Genomic DNA, 17,527 nt, shown 5'->3' with positions numbered 1-17,527 from the left:
CCGCTGGCCTCAACCGTCCTCGAGCAATATCTCGATGCGACGGTTCGCGCCGTTCATCGGGTCGTCGGTGCTTTGCAAGCGACGGTCGGCAAAACCGGACAGCTGCTTGATCCGTCCTTCATCCAGTCCGCCGCGCACCAGCATGTAATAGGCCGCATGGGCGCGATCCATCGACAGCGTCCAGTTATCCTTGCCGCCGCTACTATAGGCTCTGCCATCGGTATGGCCGCGAATGACGACGGCGCCCTTCTGCTTGCTGAGAACCTCGCCGATCTTGCCCATTGCCAGGACGAGGTCGCGCTGGGGTATGGCAGAACCGACACTGAACATCGCAGTGCTTGCCTTTTCCGAAATGGTGATCAGCGTGCCGCCTTCGGCAGGGGTCACGACAATGCCCTCGGCAAGCTTGCCGGCCACGCCGGAAACCTGTTGCGAGATCTCCGCGCGGAGCGCGTCGGCGGCCTTCTCGCTCTTCTGCGATACCTTGACGGGCGTGGCAGGCTCGCTTTCAGAGTCCTGCTTCACCTCAGCATCCTGTTTGTTTGGTTGCTTACCGGATGCCTGGTCGGGCTTGGGGCTGGGCACGGGAATGGCCATGGCCACCTCCGTGGGCTTTTGAGCCTCCGGATCCAGATCGTCTGCGGCAACCTGTTCGGCCTTAGCCGTCTTAGCATCAGGCGGTGCCCCAAGCTCGTTCGGGTCGCCGATAATGCCTGCGACATCTTCGTTCGGTGGCGTTTGTTTCGCGCTTTCAGACGTCTGCTCCTTTTCCGGGAGCTTGGTGTCCTGTACTACCACAGAAGGGTTCTGCTGAGCGGTATCGATCTGCTTGCTCCAGAAATCCGGATCGAAGGGATCGCGATAGGCCTCACCGCCGGAGGCGCCGGTGGAAGGGCCGGATTCGCTTGCACCGCCCTCACCCTTGGCGCTGACATTGGCTTGCTGGCCGACCTCCTGGGCAATCTCCGCAAGAACCGCATAGGGGTTTTCGAAGAACGCCGCTTCGGAGAAATTGACGTTCTGGCCGGACGTCGTGGTCGAATCCTCGCCGCTTGCCGCCGCACTGCCTTCCGTCGATTTGGTCGACTTGGTGTCGGACTTTGCGCTGTTCTCCTCGCCTTGCTCCTTCTTGGCGGGCTGCTTCAACCCACGCTCGGCCGGCTGCTCATCCGTCAGCTTGATGGGATTGAAATAGCTGGCAACCGAGGCGGTCGTCTTCTCATTGGAAGCGTTGACGAGCCACATGACGAGAAAGAAGGCCATCATCGCGGTCATGAAGTCAGCAAAGGCGATCTTCCAGGCACCACCATGCGCACCGTCATGCCCACCCTTGTGACGCTTGACGATGATGATTTCATTCTTGCCGTGATGGTGATTTTCGCTCTCACTCATCCGACAAGCCCCTCAAACCTTGGAAAAACTCCGACAGTCTCGTCATTAGAACTGAATTATCCATTTGAACCTGAATATCGATGTCGTCCGACACCTCGTAATCGACAGGATGGTCAATTTCTTCCAGGCCTTTGCGCATCTTGGAAAGCAGTTGCTCCGGCCCGCTGATCTTGACCGTGCCAGCGTAGCCGTCGCGGATTTCGCGAAGAACTTGAGCCGCCATTTCGGCTGCCGTCTTCTGTGCAAGCTCCTGCTCGACAAACTGGCTGAGAACCTTGAGACAGGCGGCCTCGACGTGCTCATTCATGACCTGCTTCATGGTGATGACCGAGGTCGCAAGGTGACCGGCAATCTCTTCCTCGAACCGGACGCGTTGGGCCTCGAGCTCTTCCTCATGGCGCAGCTTCAACGCGTCGAGTTCGGCCTGATGGCTTTCTTCGAGAGTCTGTCTTGCGGATTGCTCGCCATCCTCGAAAGCCTTCCGCTTCTCTTCCTCAAGATCGACCAAAGGCTCGGGAGCCGCCGCCCAATCACTTTCAAAGGTCACCGCCGGCAACTCGATATCGATTGCCACAGGTTCTTCAGCCGGCACGAACTGGCTGAAATCCTTCAAATATTTTGTCAGCGCTGCACTCATCGACGCACCTGATGACAGACATCACATCTGTCTTTTTCAATCCGGGAAGCCTTACGGAAAAACCGCAAGGTATTCGCAACTGCCTCAGCGAAGGAGGAAGAGTCCTGCCATGACAGCTTTTCATCCGGCAGGGTAAAGAGCCAAACTTGTGCGAGGGTGAACCTCTCCACCATTAGGGGAGAGGATAGGTCTACTGCGGCAGACGAATGGGGCAATGACCATGATATGCTGTGGCATTTCAGGCAGAACGACGTGGCTCTTCTTGTGACAACGACATGCGTCAGGCGCAGAATTCGAGCGGACGTTCGCCCGCGAGATCAACACCGTTAAGGCAAGCACGCCGCTGGGCTACGCGGTCTTTGGACTGCCGTCACGCCACTCGTGGGATCGAACCCCCAAGTGCCTTCTCGTGATCCAAACCTTAGCCTTGGAACAGACTTGCAAGGCTCTTTCGGAAGCTATTGGCCATCGAAACGACCTCGACCGCCAAATCACGCTGCGATTTATAGGCGGCAAGCTTGGTCGATTCCTCTTCCATGTCCGCGTCAACAAGACGGCTGACGCTTTTGTTCAAGGAATCGCCAAGCGCACCCACGAAGGATTGCTGCTGATCGATGCGGTTCGACATGGTCCCGAGAGAGCTGCCGAGCCCCTTCAACTTGGCGGAAAGCTGGCCGACGACTGCCACCATGTCGTCAAGTTCTTCCTTCGTCGTGCTCGACGAAATGGCGATTTCCTGACCGCCCGGGGGCGTCGCCCCGTCGGGGCTCATCAAGTAGTACTCGCGGGGCGTGCCGGAACCATTGGGGTTGAGCGTGTCAGCATCAGTCGCCTTGGTGAACAGACCACGGCTCGGGTCGCTGGAATCGATGAGGACGGTGTCGGAGGTCTTGATGCTCAGATACTGCAGGCTGACCGCACCGTCTGCTCCCTTTTTGTAAGAGAAAGGGATGGACTTGCTGTCTGGCAGTTGCGGGGTGGTATTCAGGAGCCAGTTATCGCCGGAAAAGGATGCCGCCTGGGCGACCGACGCCAGGTTCTTCTTCAGCGCTGCGATCGACGCATTGATGGTGTCGCGGTCCGTGCTTTCCTCGTAACCGGTGATCAGCTCGGTGTTGATCTTGTCGAGAATGTCGATTGCCGAGGAAACGCCTTCGTAGGTCGTGTCGACTTTGGAGGCCCCGAGGCTCAGCGCATCGCCAACGCTGCTCAGAACGTTGCCTTCAGATGTCAGGTTCTTGGCGGTGGACCAGTATCCGGCATTGTCCGCAGCCTTGCCAATCTTCAAGCCGCTACTTGTGATCTGCTGGGTCTTATCCAGGTTTTCATTGCTGAACAGCAGCGTTTGAAGGGCGCTCTGCACGTAGCTAGAGGTCATGATTTTTGTCATGTCAGCAATCTCAAGGCGAGGGAAGAACATGCCATTTTTGGCGGTCGCGGCCTCATCGTCATGAAGAGGCGAAGGTCATGGGAATCAAAGCAGCCAGACAGGCGATCAAACCATGGGCAAGCTTGCGCGAAACTGGAGAAAAACCTCTTTGATCGTCACATGCCTTGAATGACGAAGGCCGCGCTTCCAGAAAACGCGGCCTTTGCCATAGATTGAAGCGAAACCTTACTGGCGGAAGAGCGAGAGGAGGTTCTGCGAGCTGGAGTTCGCAATCGACAGCGACTGGATGGCGAGCTGCTGTTGCGTCTGGACAGCGGAAAGCTTGGCCGATTCTTCTTCCATGTCCGCATCGATCAGACGGCTGACACCAGCCTCGATCGCATCGGAGAGCTTGCTGGAATATTTGTCCTGAAGTTCGACGCGGATCTGGAGAGCACCGATCGCCGCAGCGGAATCGGTCATCTTGCTCAGTGCCTTTTCGACGATATTCATGAAGCCATCGATTTCGCCCTGGGTCGAGATGCTGGTCAGCGCAACCGACATGATCGAACCGAGAACACCACCGCTTCCGAGGCCGTTGGCGCCGATCGTCGAGAATAGGGCGTAGGTCCCGACATTGAAAGTCGCCACGGTAACCTTGACCGTGCCATCGGCCTGGCGAACAAATCCATCCACGACATTGGCTTGCGAGCTTTGGGTGACCAGCCAGTTTTCGCCCGAGAAGGAGGCGCCCTGGGCGATCGCCGAAAGCTGTTCCTGCAACTTGCTGATTTCGAGCTGAATCTGGCCCTTATCGGTGGATTTTTCGCTTGCCGTCACAAGCTTCGCCTTGATCTCGTTGACAGCACCGATCGCGCTTTCCATCGCGGCGTAAGCGGTGTCAACCTTGGCTGCACCGACGCCAAGTGCGTCAGCAGCGGCGTTCAAGGCCTTTTTGTCGGAGTTCATCGTGGTGGAAATTGACCAATATGCAACGTTATCGCTGGCCTGAGAAACCTTGTAGCCGGAAGAAACCCGGTTTTGAGTGTCGGACAGGCTGGTATTGATCGAACGCAATGTCTGCAGAGCGGACATAGCGGATGTATTGGTCAAAATACTTGTCATCTGAATTGGCCCCTTTGGCAATCTCTGGAAGAAGGGACATTCCGGTCGTACCGGGAAACGCGGCAGTTAGCTTCATGCTTACCGAATGGTTGGTCCGGTGCGCTGTTTCGATGGCCGCAGAAAACCGCTTTATGGTTAATAAAGCCTTAAATTTAGGGAAATTTTTACTTGAATGAACGCCGTATTAGCGGAGATGCCGCCCGTTAACATTGACTAACAAATTGATAATAAATGATATTTTTGGTTTTGTCACGGCGAAATTTTGTTGTCGAAACAAACAAAAAAAGCCGCGCTGGAGCGCGGCTTTTATCGTTGAAGCGGAAGCGATTAGCCTCTGAAGAGCGAAAGCAGCTGCTGAGAACCGGAGTTCGCAATCGACAGCGACTGGACGGCCAGCTGCTGCTGGGTCTGAAGTGCCGAGAGACGGGCAGATTCTTCTTCCATGTCTGCATCGACCAGGCGGCTGACGCCGGACTTGATGGCGTCGGAGAGCTTGCTGGAGAAGCTGTCCTGCATGTCGATGCGGGTCTTCAGTGCACCAAGTGCTGCAGCACCGTCCGTGAGGCTGTCGAGAGAGGTCTGAACCGTGTTCAGGAAGGTGTCGATCTGGCCCTGCGTCGTTACGCTGGTCAGTTCGATGGTCATGATGGCGCCCAGAATACCGCCGCTACCAACACCGCTCGCGATGGTCGAGAACATGGCGTAGCTTCCAGCCTGGAACTCGGCCGTGTTGACCTTGACCGTACCGTCCTCTTTACGGATGAAGCCATCGACAACCGTCGTCTTGGTGTCGTTGACCATCCAGTTTTCGCCGTTGAAGGAGGCAGCCTGGCCGATCGCCGTCAGCTGTTCCTGAAGCTTGTCGATTTCAAGCTGGACCTGCTTCTTGTCGACGGAGCTTTCGCTTGCGGTCGTGAGCTTTGCCTTGATTTCATTGACGACGTCGATCGCGCTATCCATTGCAGCATAGGCGGTATCGACCTTTGCAGCGCCGACGCCGAGAGCGTCCGTGGCGGCGCCGAGAGCCTTGTTGTCGGACTTCATGGTCGTGGAAATGGACCAGTAGGCGACGTTGTCAGATGCCTGTCCTACGCGAAGGCCAGAGGAAACGCTGCTTTGAGTATCCTTCATATTCGAGTTGATCGAACGCAGCGTCTGCAATGCGGACATTGCGGAAGTATTGGTCAGAATGCTGGTCATAAACTGCCCCTTTGGCAAGTATAGGGAAGGGACATTCCGGTTTCACCGGTTAAACGACGTATAGCCTCATGCTCGCTGAGCCAATCCATTAACGCTGCAGCCGTCGTTTTGATGGATTGATCTAAAGCCATTAAGGTTAACACCGATATAATATTGAATTAACAGATAGTAAAATTTGAAATTAATTCGTTAATACTCATTAACTGAAGTTAATAAAAAGAAAAGGCCAGGTCTCTCGACCTGGCCTCTTTAACATTTTCTTTACCGCTTGGCTTAACGGAAGAGCGACAGAATGCTCTGCGAGCTGTTGTTGGCAATCGAGAGCGACTGCACTGCGAGCTGCTGCTGAGTCTGCAAGGACGCCAGACGAGCGGACTCTTCTTCCATGTCGGCGTCTACCAGCTTGCTGACGCCAGCCTTCATGGCATCGCTGATCTTGCTGGCGAACTTGTCCTGGAGATCGATACGCGTGGACATCGCGCCAAGGGCCGCCGCACCCTTCGTCAGTTCCTTCAGAGCGGTTTCGACGGTAGAGAGGTAGGTGTCGATCTTGCCCTGTGTCGCCGCGCTGGTGAGTTCGATGGTCATGACGGCGCTCAGAATACCGCCGCTGCCAACGCCGCTGGCGATCGTCGAGAACATGGCGTAGCTTCCAGCCTGGAACTCGGCCGTGTTGATCTTGACGGTGCCGTCTTCCTTGCGAATGAAGCCATCGACAACGGTCGTCTTGGTCGAGGTGACCATCCAGTTTTCGCCGTTGAAGGATGCAGCCTGGCCAATCGCCGTTAGCTGCTCCTGCAGCTTACCGATTTCAAGGTTGACCTGATCCTTGTCGACAGAGCTTTCGCTCGCTGTGACCAGCTTGGACTTGATCTCGTTGACGACGTCGATCGCGCTATCCATTGCGGCATACGCCGTGTCGACCTTTGCAGCGCCGACGCCCAGAGCGTCCGTCGCAGCGCCGAGCGCCTTGTTGTCGGACTTCATGGTGGTGGAGATCGACCAGTAGGCAACGTTATCCTTGGCGGACGAAACTTTCAGACCGGTAGAAACGGTGTTCTGTGTGTTCTGCAGCTTGCTGTTGACGTCGCGCAGAGTCTGGAGAGCGTTCGTCGCGCTGGAGTTGAAGTTAATGCTAGACATGATTGCCCCTTTTAACGAGATACATGAGAGGGACATGCCGGATTCCACCGGCGTAAACGGTTCGGCCTCATGCCACTCGGGTCCATTTTCTGAAGGACACCAAACCCGTCACGTGAGGATGAAAATGACCCTCAACGATTGCCAACTTCTTAATTTGAACGATCGAATCCCCCCTTCCCGGACCTATGGTTAACCCCGTGTGAAAGCCCTTCCTCAGACTGGGAAAGCCACGTGAAGGTGTCCCGTTTCGAGCAAGGTTCATCCTGTAGCGTTTGGTGAATTTTTCTATCGCCGCAGATCGGCCGCGCCCCAAAAAGACCTGCCGAGCAAGAGGACGCAACGTATCCATGTTAAACGAAATCAGCTATTCAGCCGCCTCCAAGCACTTCAAGACAGGGCGCTACACAGACGCGCTGAGGACGTTGAACCGGCTGATCGACATCAACCGTGATGCGCGCACCTATGCCCTGCTTGCCAAAACGCTGCTGCAACTCGGACTGAAAGAACAGGCCGCAACGTCCTACGAACTTGCCTATCAGCAAAACGGGCTGGATGCAGAGACCTACCTGGTTGAAAGCATCAAGCTCTTCTACGAGTGCGACCAGAAGGACAGGGCACTCGCCCTTTCCAACAAGCTCATTCACCGTTTTCACAAACATCCGGATATTGCCTATATCGTCGGTTCGCTGTTGATCGAACGTGGCGAAAATCGTATCGCCCGCACGCTAAAAAGCATCCTGATGAAAAGCGAGGATATCGAGCACATCAAACTCGGTGCGCGTATCGCCATCACGACATGGGATCTTTTCGATCCAAGCGACATCGAAACGGCGCGCGTTCTGTTGTCCAAACTGCCGCGCAACAACCCGGTTCGTCTCATGTATCTGGTGTTCAGCCGTGAACACAGCAAGTTCGACAATATCGAGAAACATCAGCCGATCATCGATGCCGCTGTTGCGGCAGGCGATACGTCCTTCGTTTCGCTCGACGGCACCTTCTTCAATCTTCACTGGAGCGGCGACGAGTACATCAATCAGCTGGCGCGCTCGAACACGCCGGTCTTCACCCCCGACATAAAAGAGCGCCGTCGCGCGATGCCGCATGAATGGGGCAAGAAGATCCGCATCGGTTATCTTTCCTCGGACTTCTTCGACAAGCACGCGACGATGAAGCTGATCCGCCGGGTCCTGGAATTGCATGACCGCGATCGTTTCGAAGTCACGCTCTTCTGCCACTCCGATCCTAAGCTTCTTGGTACGAACGAGGCCGATCGCAGCCTCTGGGGCGATGTCGTCACCATCCGCGACATGACGGATGAACAGGCGCATGCGGAGATGCGGTCACGCAACATCGACATCATGGTGGACCTGAAGGGTCACACTGCAGGCAACCGCACGGCAATCCTGAACATGGGCGCCGCCCCCCTTCAGGTGGCATGGATCGGCTTCCCGGGCTCGGTCGTCAATATCGATCTGGATTATGCCGTCGGCGACCACTATGTGCTGCCGGACAGCTCGAAGCCCTTCTATCACGAGAAGTTCGTGCGCTTACCCGAGACCTATCAGCCGAACGATCCTGTCAATCGCCCCCTGGCAAAACAGGTGACGCGCGCAGAAGTCGGGCTGCCTGAAGACGCCTTCGTCTTTGCCTCTTTCAACGCCAACCGCAAAATCACGCCGCGCGTGATGGATTTGTGGTGCGATATCCTGAAAAAGGTGCCAGACAGCGTCATCTGGGTGCTGCATAACAGCCAGGTCAGCGCCGTGAACATCATGAAGAAGTTCAATGAGAACGGCATCCCCGCCAAGCGCGTCTTCCTGATGGGCAAGTTGGACTTCGAGCTTCACCTCAATCGTATCACAGCCGCCGATCTCGGTCTCGATACCTTCCCGGTGAATGGCCATACGACGACCTCGGAACAGCTCTGGTCGGGCCTGCCTGTCCTCACCGTCAAGGGAACGAACTTCGCTTCACGCGTCAGCGAAAGTCTGTTGAATGCCATCGGCACTCCGGAACTCGTGGCTGAGGACGAAGAGGACTATGTTAACCAGGCGGTGTTCTATGCCCAGAATCCCGATCGCCTCAAAGAGGTCCGCGAGCGGGTCGCGACAAATCGCTTTGTCACGCCCCTCTTCGATGCGGAGCGCTTCTGCCGTCACCTTGAGAGTGCGTATGAGATGATGGTCGAGCGCGCCAAGCAGGGGGCCGAACCGGATCATTTCGACGTCCCCGCGCTTCCAAAGCGCGACGGCCCTTTCCTCGAACGATAACGCCGAACACGAAAAAGGCCGCCTCGAAGAAGCGGCCTTTTTTCATGTGATCTTAAAAGACCCGTCTTCTCTTATGCGAATAGGCGGTCGGTGTTAACGGCGCTCCATCTTCTGTAGATTTACGAGTTGTACTTTCCGGCGATCGGGCTATTTGCGCTCCGATGTGGTCGGACGATCTTTGTCGTCCGTCGCCTCCGACGTTATTCGGAGTAAAGCTCGCCGGCAGACGTCACGATCTTCCATCGTCCGTCCACTTTGGTCATTGAGAGAAGCTTGCTCTCATCTGGCAGGATCGAGCCAATCTGCACCAGGAACATGCCTGACTTGTCCTCGATCAGCGCCCGTCCGTTCGAGACATGCAAGAGCTTGAAGTTCACGCCACCCGGGAAGGGCTGCTGCACCGCTGAACTGTCTGAAATGATATCCTTGTCGATAGCGGGAACCGTCGCGGTAATGACGTTATCAACGACCGCATCCTTCGGTTCGATGGCGGCGGAGTCGTCGCCATGGGGAATGACCGCCTCCCCATCGCCGCCGCCGCGTTGTGGGACGTTCATCAACGCTTCCCAACCCCGGCCGCTCATGCCGAATTTCTCCGGATTGAGGAAAACGTACCAGGGGAGCGCCGCTGCGGCTGCCGCAACGGCAATAAGCCCGCCCGTCAGCACCCGATCGAATTGTCTGGCGGCATCGGCCGCGGTGGTGGTCTTGTCGCGCTTTTTGAACTTCATGATCAGGGTCCTCGCCGCTGTGCAGCCGCCTGGTTGTTAACGGGCGCATTTCTCAGCGCATTTGCCAGTTCTGCGTAGGCGTCGATCACCGTCGGATCGCCCGGAGACTGCTTGAGAACTTCATAGACAAAGGGTACCTGCTTGACCGCCATATCGAGTTCGGCATCGACGCCCGGCCGATATCCGCCGATGAGGCGCAGATCCTTTGTTTCCTCGAAATTGTGAATGAGCGATTTCAGCCGCGAGACCAGCTTCTGCTGATCGGGCGTCCAGGCCTTGTGGGAAAGACGCGAGATGGATGCCAGCGGATTGATCGGCGGATAACGCCCCTCATCGGCGAGCGAGCGATCAAGCACGATGTGACCGTCGAGAATGCCGCGTGTGGAGTCCGCAATCGGATCGTTGTGATTGTCGCCGTCCACCAGGATTGAGATGATGGCGGTAACCGTTCCTGTCCCCTCCTCGCCTGGCCCTGCCCGTTCCAGAAGCTTTGGAAGTTCGGTGAAGACAGAAGCCGGATATCCACGCGCGATCGGCGGTTCGCCGGCAGCGATCGCCACCTCGCGGATGGCATGGGCAAAACGGGTGATGCTGTCGGCAATGAAGAGGACATTCTCGCCCTTGTCGCGAAAATGCTCGGCAATGGTCATTGCCACGAGCGGTGCCATCTTTCGCAGCATGGGGCTTTCATCGCTGGTGGCGACAACGGCAATCGACTTCCTCATATTGTCGCCGAGCGTGTCTTCAATGAATTCCCGAACTTCACGACCGCGTTCGCCGACCAGTGCGATGACCACCTTGTCGAAGGCATCCGCCTTGGCGAGCATGGAGAGCAAGGTGGATTTACCCACGCCCGATCCGGCAAAGACACCTAGACGCTGGCCCAAACACAGCGGAGTGAAAATATCGATCGCCTTCACCCCGGTCCGGAAGCCGGAAATGACGCGGCTTCGGCTCATGGACGGTGGCGGCAAGGCCATGACGGAGCGCTTGCGCGCACCTTTCATCAGGGGGCCCTTACCATCGATCGGTTTGCACAGCGAATTGATGGTGCGACCGCACCAGCTATCGTCGGGCTGAACACGAAATTCGCCCTCTCTCAGCACGACGTCGTTGACGCCGATCGGCTCGCCAGGTTCGATGGGGCAGACATAGATGAGGTCCGGTTCGACGCGCACCACCTCGCCCAGATGCAGGCCCGTCGCGCTTTTGTGTACGACAAACTCGCCAAGCCTTACATGTTCCGAAAGCCCATTGACCGTGTAGTGCCCGGCAGCGATTGTGCGCACACGCCCACCGTGCGAAACGGGCGCGCCAGAGGCCAGTTGAGCGGCCGCGATCTGCGCGAGGGCATCCAGTTTGTGAAACGGCGAAGGCTGCGGTTGGCTATCCATTGGGGTTCATGCCGATTACTGACCGCCGCCCAGCGTGCGCAACGCCTGGGACAGGTTCTCCTCGGTCGATTTCATCATCGACGAAATGCCTTCAAACGCCCGATTGACCTGAATAAGCTGCGTCATCTGCGAGACGCCGTTGATGTTGGAGGATTCCAGAAAGCCCTGCACGACGCCGGCTCTATCTGCATCCACGACGGGCTGTGGCGCCTGAGAGAAGATCACGCCGCTGTTTTCATAGCGAACAAAACCCTTTTTCGCATCAGCGGTGAACAAGCCGATTTGGCCCATCGTCCTGCCATTCTGGGTAATACGACCGTCCGAGCCGACCGTTGGCTCACCTGCAGCGAGATTGAGCTGGATCGGCGCACCGCCCGGATCGAGAACCGGATAGCCCTTGGTCGAAATCAGTTCGCCCGTCGTCGACATGGAGAAGCGGCCATCACGTGTGAGGACCTGACCGGACGGCGTGTTGATGGCGAACCATGCATCGCCCTTGACGGCAAAATCGAAGGGGTTTCCTGTCCGCTCGACTTCGCCATTGACGGTCGACAGATAGTCGTTGCCCTGCGTCACGAAGGCGATATTGGCACGCAAATCGTTCTTCGTCTCCGCCATGACCTGGTTGAACTTCACCTCGGTGCCACGAAAGCCGACCGTATTCATATTGGCGATGTTATCCGCGATGGTCGTCAGGCGGCGTTCCAAGGCGATCTGGGACGAAATACCAACATAGATACCAGATTGCATGTCGTTCTCCTGTTCGGACTTCCAGCCAAGGACGTGCGGCCAAACTCGGCGCATCATGGCTTCAAGACCTAGAGGGGTTTGCTTGCGCGAAACTTTTGGGTTCGGCTCTGCGACCAGCCTGCAAAGAATGAGCAGCGCCAACGACGCCAGAGCGCCACAACATGACGCGATGACGTTTCAGACAATGTGGTCCATGCCGCGAAACACCTCAAAGCCAGCCTCGCGCAAGGCATGATGCCTAACCATTCAGGAGGAAAATTGGCTGCAGGTGTGAGCGTCAGATGAATATCGTTATTGGACTGGTTATTACTTTCGGCTGTATTCTCGGCGGCTTCATGGCCATGGGCGGCCATCTGGACGTCCTTGTTCAGCCGTTCGAGCTCGTGATCATCGGCGGTGCGGGTCTCGGCGGCTTCATCATGTCCAACCCGATGAAGGTGGTGAAGGATTCAGGCAAGGCGCTTGGCGAAGCCTTTAAATTCGCGGTGCCGAAGGAACGTCACTATCTCGACGTGCTGGGCGTTCTCTACGGGCTGATGCGCGATCTGCGCACGAAGTCGCGCAACGAGATCGAAGCCCATATCGACAATCCGGAAGAATCCTCCATTTTCCAGACGGCTCCGTCGGTTCTCAAGAACAAGGAACTGACAGCCTTCATCTGCGACTATGTCCGCCTGATCATCATCGGCAACGCCCGCAGCCATGAGATCGAAGCGCTGATGGACGAGGAAATCGAAACGATCCTCTACGACAAGCTAAAGCCATACAACGCGATCACCGCGATGGGCGACTCCTTTCCGGCCATCGGTATCGTCGCGGCCGTTCTCGGTGTTATCAAGGCGATGGGTAAGATCAACGAGCCGCCTGCGGTTCTCGGTGGCCTGATCGGTGCCGCGCTCGTGGGCACCATGCTCGGGATTCTGCTTTCCTATTCGATCTGTAACCCTCTCGCTTCTCAGGTGAAAATCGTGCGCTCGAAGCAGCACAGACTGTATGTCATCGTGAAGCAGACCCTGATCGCCTATATGAACGGCTCGGTTCCGCAGGTCGCGCTGGAATATGGACGAAAGACGATTTCCGGTTACGAGCGTCCGTCCATCGACGCGGTCGAGCAGGAAATGATGAACCCTGGCGGCGACCAGAAGGCGGCTTGATATGGCGATTGCTGCGGACCACAGCTCTTCCTTGGGAATGGAACCCTCCTTGCTTGCCAAGCTCACCGGTGGGCTTGGTGACAGCAAGACCGTCACCAAGATCGGCAACGAGATTGGCCAGGTCTATGGCACATTCCTTCCCGATGTTTTTCACAGCCAGACCGGCATCACCATCGAGGTGGATTATGAGGCTTGCGAATCCGGCCTCATGACCGATCTCATTGCGAAGCTCGGCAAGGATTATGCTGTCGCGGATTGTTCGCTTCGCAACTGGTGCAACAACTTCATGCTGGGTGTCGGCAACGCATTCGTCATGGCTTTGATGGAGCGCATGCTGGGGGCTGCTCCCGATACGATCATGGAACCAGAAGTCCGCGCGCTGTCGGCGATCGAGCTTGATCTTGCAGCTCTGATCCTCGACCGAATCGCTGGCGTGCTGCGCTCTGCGGTCAACGCGCCCGGTGGCTTCGAAGTGACGATCGAGCCACCCTTCAATGCAACCGGAAAGAGCACCTATGAGGAGGCCATGTTCGGCCAATTCGGCATGCTGATCCGGTCGACGATCACAATCGGCAAGGTGACCTCTGAATTTGCGCTGATTATTCCTCAGCGCACCCTTCTCAAGACGAAGATCGTCACGCCGAAGCCTTCGGCTGGAGCCTTGAAGAAGCAAGAAGAGTGGATGGAGATGATTTCCGAGCAGGTCAAGCGGTCCCAGGTGACGCTTGAGGCGAAGATCAGACTGCAGACACTGACACTGAAGACGATATCACGACTCGTGGAAGGAGACGTCATTCCTTTCCGGGACGCGAAGCAGGATGATATCTGCGTCGAAGTAAGCGCAAACGGAGCAAAAATGTACAATTGCGAGTTTGGGCGAGCCGGGGACCGCTACACGGTTCGGGTCAAGAACAACGTCTCTACGGATGACGAAATCCTAAGACACCTGATGGGTTGAGATCGCTCAATACTACCTTAGGTTTTAGGCAGGCTGACGCAAGTTTCAAAAGGAATAATTATCGCATGGCTACGAAAAAGACCCCTGTAACCGACGACGACCTGATGCCTTCGCTCGATGACACGGGCGAGCTGGATCAAGCTATCGGTGGGCTGCGCGACGTCTTGAAAAGCGACGCGGATGGTTCGCTCTCCAGCTTCGGCGATTTCGGCGACTTTGATGGCGCCGCTGCAAGCCCGCTGGGCGATGACCTCGACGCGTTTGGCTTTGACGCGGGCGCAACCGCTTCCGCAGCGCCGCTTGGCAGCGGACTGGCGGATAATCTGGACCTGATCATGGACATCCCGATCGATGTCCAGATCGTTTTGGGAACCAGCCGCATGCTGGTATCAGGTCTGATGGGCCTGGAAGAGGGAGCAACAATTGCGCTCGATCGACGAATCGGCGAACCTGTTGAGATCATGGTGAACGGTCGTTGCATTGCACGCGGCGAGATTACCGTTCTGGAAGACGACGATACACGTTTCGGTGTGAAGCTGATCGAAGTGCTGAGTACTAAGAAGACCTGATCCCTGTGGGGACGGAGAGGAAAGACCATGATGGACTTTGAGGATTTCGGTAACCCGGTCTTAGGGAAACCGTTGTCTCAGGCTGAAAAGGCTGCCGCCGTGCTCCTGGCAATGGGCAAGGGCGTGGCTGGAAAACTGTTGAAGTTTTTCACCCAGGCCGAGCTTCAGACCATCATCAATTCCGCTCAGACTCTTCGTGTCATCCCTCCGGACGAACTTGCCCAGATCGTTGCCGAGTTCGAGGACCTCTTCACCGAGGGAACCGGTCTCATGGACAATGCCAAGGCGATCGAAGCCATCCTCGAAGAAGGGCTCACGCCAGACGAAGTGGACGGCCTTCTTGGCCGTCGTGCGGCGTTCCAGGCATTCGAGACATCCATCTGGGATCAGCTGCAGGATTCCGATCCGCAATTCATCGGCAAGTATGTGATGCGCGAGCATCCGCAGACAATCGCCTATATCCTTTCGATGCTGCCGTCCTCCTTCGGTGCCAAGGTTCTGCTGACCATTCCTGACGAACAGCGTGCGGACATTATGAACCGTACGGTGAACATGAAGGAAGTCAGCCCGACTGCCGCGCAGATCATCGAAAAGCGCGTCTTGGCGCTGATCGCCGAGGTCGAGGCAGAACGCAACGCGACCGGCTCCATCAAGGTCGCAGACCTGATGAACGAACTGGAAAAACCCCAGGTCGATACCCTTCTCAGCTCGCTCGAAACCCTCAGCCGAGAATCGGCGAACAAGGTCAAGCCGAAGATCTTCCTCTTCGAAGACCTCATGTACATGCCGCAGCGCAGCCGTGTTACGCTTCTCAGCGATATTACCAGCGATGTCCTCACCATGGCGCTGCGCGGCGCCACGACGGAAATCAAGGAATGTGTGCTGTCGAGCATCAGCCCACGCCAGCGCCGCATGATCGAGTCCGACCTTTCTGCCGGCGGTCCGAACATCAACACCCGCGAAGTTGCAGTGGCACGCCGCACCGTGGCGCAGGAAGCCATTCGCATGGCCAATTCCGGTCAGATCGTCCTCAAGGAAGCTGCTCCAGCCGAGGGTGAGCCAGCAGCAGCATAAGCTTCCCAGTTGATAACACTTGCTGCAGGACGCTGCCGTCTTGCAGGTCGTCTTCCAAAACTGTACCTTCTTTCATAGACCTGCCAGGACAAGGCGGGTTTTTTCAGTTTGAGCGTCCCGCGATCTTTATGTTCGCGTCTGACGGTCAAGTCTTTGTCTTAACGCATTCCGTTATCGCAAAACCGCTGAAGATTTTGCGCGATATGCCTTAGGGAGGTCTTGCCTTGGCAGACGACGACAAAGACAGCAAAACAGAAGAACCATCAGAGAAAAAACTACGCGACGCGGTCGAGAAGGGTAACGTCCCCGCGTCAACAGAAGCGTCTCTGTTTGCGTCTTCGCTCGCTTTCTACGTCTATCTCGTTTTCTTTGCGCCGGATGGCGCAAGGCGCCTCGGCGAATCCCTGAAGGACGTGATCGAGCGGCCGGAACAGTGGCGCCTGAATACGGCCGGCGATCTCGTGTCCCTCGGCCTCCATCTCGCAAAGGAAGCAGGCTCGCTGCTTCTGCCGGCGGCGATCATGTTCATCATTTTCGGCCTCGGCCAGTCTTTTGCTCAGAACCTTCCGCAATTCGTTCTCGATCGAATCACCCCGAAGGCCGAGCGGATCTCGCCCGTTAAAGGCTTCAAGCGAATCTACAGCGTCGACGGTCTGGTGATGTTCGGCAAATCGCTGTTCAAGGTCGCCATCGTCGCCATCATCATGACAATGGTGTTGAAGGGGGATTATTTCCGGCTTCTCAACGCGCTCAACACCGACCCTCAAATGATCGTTCCGACAGGCTACGAAGCGTTGAAGAAGATGATGATCGTCATTCTCTTTTCGACGGGCATCCTCGCGGTCGCCGACTATTTCTGGACCAATCATCGCTGGTACAGCAACCTCAGAATGACCAAGCAAGAAGTCAAGGACGAGCACAAGCAGTCGCAGGGCGATCCGGTCGTCAAGGCCCGCCAGCGCTCAATTGCGCGCGATCGCGCCCGCCGCCGCATGATCGACAGCGTTCCAAGAGCCACGCTCATCATCACCAACCCGACCCACTATGCCGTGGCATTGCGCTACGTCAAGGAAGAGAGCGATGCACCGATCGTCGTCGCAAAGGGCCAGGATCTGATTGCTCTACGCATCAGAGAGATCGCCACGGAACACAATATACCAATTTTTGAGGACCCGCCGCTCGCTCGCTCCATGTTTGCGCAAGTCTCGGTCGATAGCGTCATTCCGTCAGTATTTTATAAGGCTGTGGCGGAACTCATTCACAAGGTTTACGCCGCACGTCAGAACAAAAGACGGGTAAACTGATCGATATGAAAAAATGCCCATATTCGGCTCAACGAGAAGAGATAGTTGCACGCGCAATCGGTCCCGTAGCGGCCGAGCTTCGTCTGATTGACGCTGCTGATCTGATATCTCTTTTAAAGTTTGAATATTACAATAGCTTGTCGGATCTCGTGGATTCGGCGGCCGAACTCTACTTCCACCCGGGTACTGTTCACTTCGGCATCGGGGGCGACTACACGCTTGACTGGGACACCTATCCTGAGATCACGCTCGATCTCGAGATCAAGCCGAAAGGTGTCACGATCTATGCGCAGTTGATGCTCGGCAAGGACCATGCCGGCGTCAATATCAACTACATCAACTTCCAGAATCCCTCCACCGATCCGAACGAGAATACCGCTTTCCTGGCCGATAGCCTGCGCTACGCCACCTTCTACAAGAATGCGGACTCCGCTGCGATGAATGCAGCGCACTAAAA

General features: G+C 56.4%; 16 protein-coding genes. 7 read left to right on the top strand and 9 right to left on the bottom strand.

Features of this window, described 5'->3' with window-relative positions; translation table 11 throughout:
• Positions 1-9 precede the first annotated feature (9 nt).
• The 6 genes from ACTJKV_RS02045 to ACTJKV_RS02020 form a co-directional block, all read right to left on the bottom strand.
• Entirely contained in the window at positions 10-1,392 is a 1,383-nt protein-coding gene (locus ACTJKV_RS02045; protein ID WP_274100892.1) for a MotB family protein, read from the bottom strand.
• Complete coding sequence (locus ACTJKV_RS02040) at positions 1,385-2,029, bottom strand: hypothetical protein (protein ID WP_112519930.1); 645 nt, start codon at positions 2,027-2,029, stop codon at positions 1,385-1,387. The genes ACTJKV_RS02045 and ACTJKV_RS02040 overlap by 8 nt, the downstream gene beginning before the upstream one ends.
• A gap of 421 nt (positions 2,030-2,450) precedes the next feature.
• The gene (locus tag ACTJKV_RS02035) at positions 2,451-3,407 is read right to left on the bottom strand and encodes a flagellin N-terminal helical domain-containing protein (protein WP_194286759.1); all 957 of its coding nucleotides are present in this window, start codon (positions 3,405-3,407) and stop codon (positions 2,451-2,453) included.
• A gap of 237 nt (positions 3,408-3,644) precedes the next feature.
• The gene (locus ACTJKV_RS02030) at positions 3,645-4,523 is read right to left on the bottom strand and encodes a flagellin N-terminal helical domain-containing protein (protein WP_062426087.1); all 879 of its coding nucleotides are present in this window, start codon (positions 4,521-4,523) and stop codon (positions 3,645-3,647) included.
• A 327-nt stretch (positions 4,524-4,850) separates the two neighbouring features.
• The gene (locus ACTJKV_RS02025; protein ID WP_062426088.1) at positions 4,851-5,723 is read right to left on the bottom strand and encodes a flagellin N-terminal helical domain-containing protein; all 873 of its coding nucleotides are present in this window, start codon (positions 5,721-5,723) and stop codon (positions 4,851-4,853) included.
• Positions 5,724-5,996: 273 nt separating this feature from the next.
• The gene (locus ACTJKV_RS02020; protein ID WP_274100893.1) at positions 5,997-6,866 is read right to left on the bottom strand and encodes a flagellin N-terminal helical domain-containing protein; all 870 of its coding nucleotides are present in this window, start codon (positions 6,864-6,866) and stop codon (positions 5,997-5,999) included.
• Between the two features lie 347 nt (positions 6,867-7,213).
• On the opposite strand from ACTJKV_RS02020, the gene ACTJKV_RS02015 reads away from it, so the two are divergent.
• Entirely contained in the window at positions 7,214-9,136 is a 1,923-nt protein-coding gene (locus ACTJKV_RS02015) for an O-linked N-acetylglucosamine transferase, SPINDLY family protein (RefSeq protein ID WP_274100894.1), read from the top strand.
• A 200-nt stretch (positions 9,137-9,336) separates the two neighbouring features.
• Here ACTJKV_RS02015 and ACTJKV_RS02010 read toward each other — a convergent pair whose 3' ends face one another.
• The 3 genes from ACTJKV_RS02010 to flgF are packed head-to-tail and all read right to left on the bottom strand — an operon-like array spanning position 9,337 to position 12,011.
• Positions 9,337-9,867, bottom strand: a complete 531-nt coding sequence (locus ACTJKV_RS02010) for a flagellar protein (protein WP_440598421.1) — start codon at positions 9,865-9,867, stop codon at positions 9,337-9,339.
• Positions 9,868-9,869: 2 nt separating this feature from the next.
• A complete protein-coding gene (gene fliI, locus ACTJKV_RS02005) occupies positions 9,870-11,261 on the bottom strand; it encodes a flagellar protein export ATPase FliI (RefSeq protein ID WP_082447260.1) in 1,392 nt (463 codons plus the stop codon).
• Positions 11,262-11,276: 15 nt separating this feature from the next.
• Positions 11,277-12,011: a flagellar basal-body rod protein FlgF gene (gene flgF / locus ACTJKV_RS02000; protein ID WP_062425120.1), complete on the bottom strand. Its 735-nt coding sequence runs from the start codon at positions 12,009-12,011 to the stop codon at positions 11,277-11,279.
• Between the two features lie 281 nt (positions 12,012-12,292).
• Here flgF and motA point away from each other — a divergent pair, with 281 nt between their 5' ends.
• The 6 genes from motA (at position 12,293) to ACTJKV_RS01970 (ending at position 17,525) form a co-directional block, all read left to right on the top strand.
• Positions 12,293-13,165: a flagellar motor stator protein MotA gene (motA, locus tag ACTJKV_RS01995; RefSeq protein WP_062425113.1), complete on the top strand. Its 873-nt coding sequence runs from the start codon at positions 12,293-12,295 to the stop codon at positions 13,163-13,165.
• Position 13,166: 1 nt separating this feature from the next.
• The gene (locus tag ACTJKV_RS01990; RefSeq protein WP_062425112.1) at positions 13,167-14,123 is read left to right on the top strand and encodes a FliM/FliN family flagellar motor switch protein; all 957 of its coding nucleotides are present in this window, start codon (positions 13,167-13,169) and stop codon (positions 14,121-14,123) included.
• Between the two features lie 65 nt (positions 14,124-14,188).
• Positions 14,189-14,692 carry a flagellar motor switch protein FliN gene (gene fliN / locus ACTJKV_RS01985; protein WP_062438808.1) on the top strand — a complete coding sequence of 168 codons (504 nt, stop codon included), beginning with the start codon at positions 14,189-14,191 and terminating at the stop codon, positions 14,690-14,692.
• 27 nt (positions 14,693-14,719) lie between these two features.
• On the top strand, positions 14,720-15,766 hold the full coding sequence (gene fliG, locus ACTJKV_RS01980; protein WP_062425110.1) for a flagellar motor switch protein FliG: 1,047 nt from the start codon (positions 14,720-14,722) through the stop codon (positions 15,764-15,766).
• 224 nt (positions 15,767-15,990) lie between these two features.
• Positions 15,991-17,070 carry a flagellar biosynthesis protein FlhB gene (gene flhB, locus ACTJKV_RS01975; RefSeq protein WP_062425109.1) on the top strand — a complete coding sequence of 360 codons (1,080 nt, stop codon included), beginning with the start codon at positions 15,991-15,993 and terminating at the stop codon, positions 17,068-17,070.
• Positions 17,071-17,075: 5 nt separating this feature from the next.
• The gene (locus ACTJKV_RS01970) at positions 17,076-17,525 is read left to right on the top strand and encodes a hypothetical protein (protein WP_062425108.1); all 450 of its coding nucleotides are present in this window, start codon (positions 17,076-17,078) and stop codon (positions 17,523-17,525) included.
• Positions 17,526-17,527: the final 2 nt, after the last annotated feature.

It is taken from the genome of Agrobacterium sp. 22117, from assembly GCF_052045735.1.
Taxonomy (GTDB): Bacteria; Pseudomonadota; Alphaproteobacteria; order Rhizobiales; family Rhizobiaceae; genus Agrobacterium; species Agrobacterium cavarae.
The sequence above is the reverse complement of the archived record's forward strand: the minus strand, read 5'-3'. Positions and strand labels throughout refer to the sequence as shown.

Bases quoted from the DNA above. Each gene is read 5' to 3' on its own strand.
- ACTJKV_RS02030 (WP_062426087.1), bottom strand. From the start codon at position 4,523: ATGACAAGTATTTTGACCAATACATCCGCTATGTCCGCTCTGCAGACA.
- fliN (WP_062438808.1), top strand. From the start codon at position 14,189: ATGGCTACGAAAAAGACCCCTGTAACCGACGACGACCTGATGCCTTCG.
- fliI (WP_082447260.1), bottom strand. From the start codon at position 11,261: ATGGATAGCCAACCGCAGCCTTCGCCGTTTCACAAACTGGATGCCCTC.
- ACTJKV_RS02040 (WP_112519930.1), bottom strand. From the start codon at position 2,029: ATGAGTGCAGCGCTGACAAAATATTTGAAGGATTTCAGCCAGTTCGTG.
- ACTJKV_RS01970 (WP_062425108.1), top strand. From the start codon at position 17,076: ATGAAAAAATGCCCATATTCGGCTCAACGAGAAGAGATAGTTGCACGC.
- fliG (WP_062425110.1), top strand. From the start codon at position 14,720: ATGATGGACTTTGAGGATTTCGGTAACCCGGTCTTAGGGAAACCGTTG.
- ACTJKV_RS02020 (WP_274100893.1), bottom strand. From the start codon at position 6,866: ATGTCTAGCATTAACTTCAACTCCAGCGCGACGAACGCTCTCCAGACT.
- ACTJKV_RS02025 (WP_062426088.1), bottom strand. From the start codon at position 5,723: ATGACCAGCATTCTGACCAATACTTCCGCAATGTCCGCATTGCAGACG.
- ACTJKV_RS02015 (WP_274100894.1), top strand. From the start codon at position 7,214: ATGTTAAACGAAATCAGCTATTCAGCCGCCTCCAAGCACTTCAAGACA.
- ACTJKV_RS02010 (WP_440598421.1), bottom strand. From the start codon at position 9,867: ATGAAGTTCAAAAAGCGCGACAAGACCACCACCGCGGCCGATGCCGCC.
- ACTJKV_RS02045 (WP_274100892.1), bottom strand. From the start codon at position 1,392: ATGAGTGAGAGCGAAAATCACCATCACGGCAAGAATGAAATCATCATC.
- flgF (WP_062425120.1), bottom strand. From the start codon at position 12,011: ATGCAATCTGGTATCTATGTTGGTATTTCGTCCCAGATCGCCTTGGAA.
- motA (WP_062425113.1), top strand. From the start codon at position 12,293: ATGAATATCGTTATTGGACTGGTTATTACTTTCGGCTGTATTCTCGGC.
- ACTJKV_RS01990 (WP_062425112.1), top strand. From the start codon at position 13,167: ATGGCGATTGCTGCGGACCACAGCTCTTCCTTGGGAATGGAACCCTCC.
- ACTJKV_RS02035 (WP_194286759.1), bottom strand. From the start codon at position 3,407: ATGACCTCTAGCTACGTGCAGAGCGCCCTTCAAACGCTGCTGTTCAGC.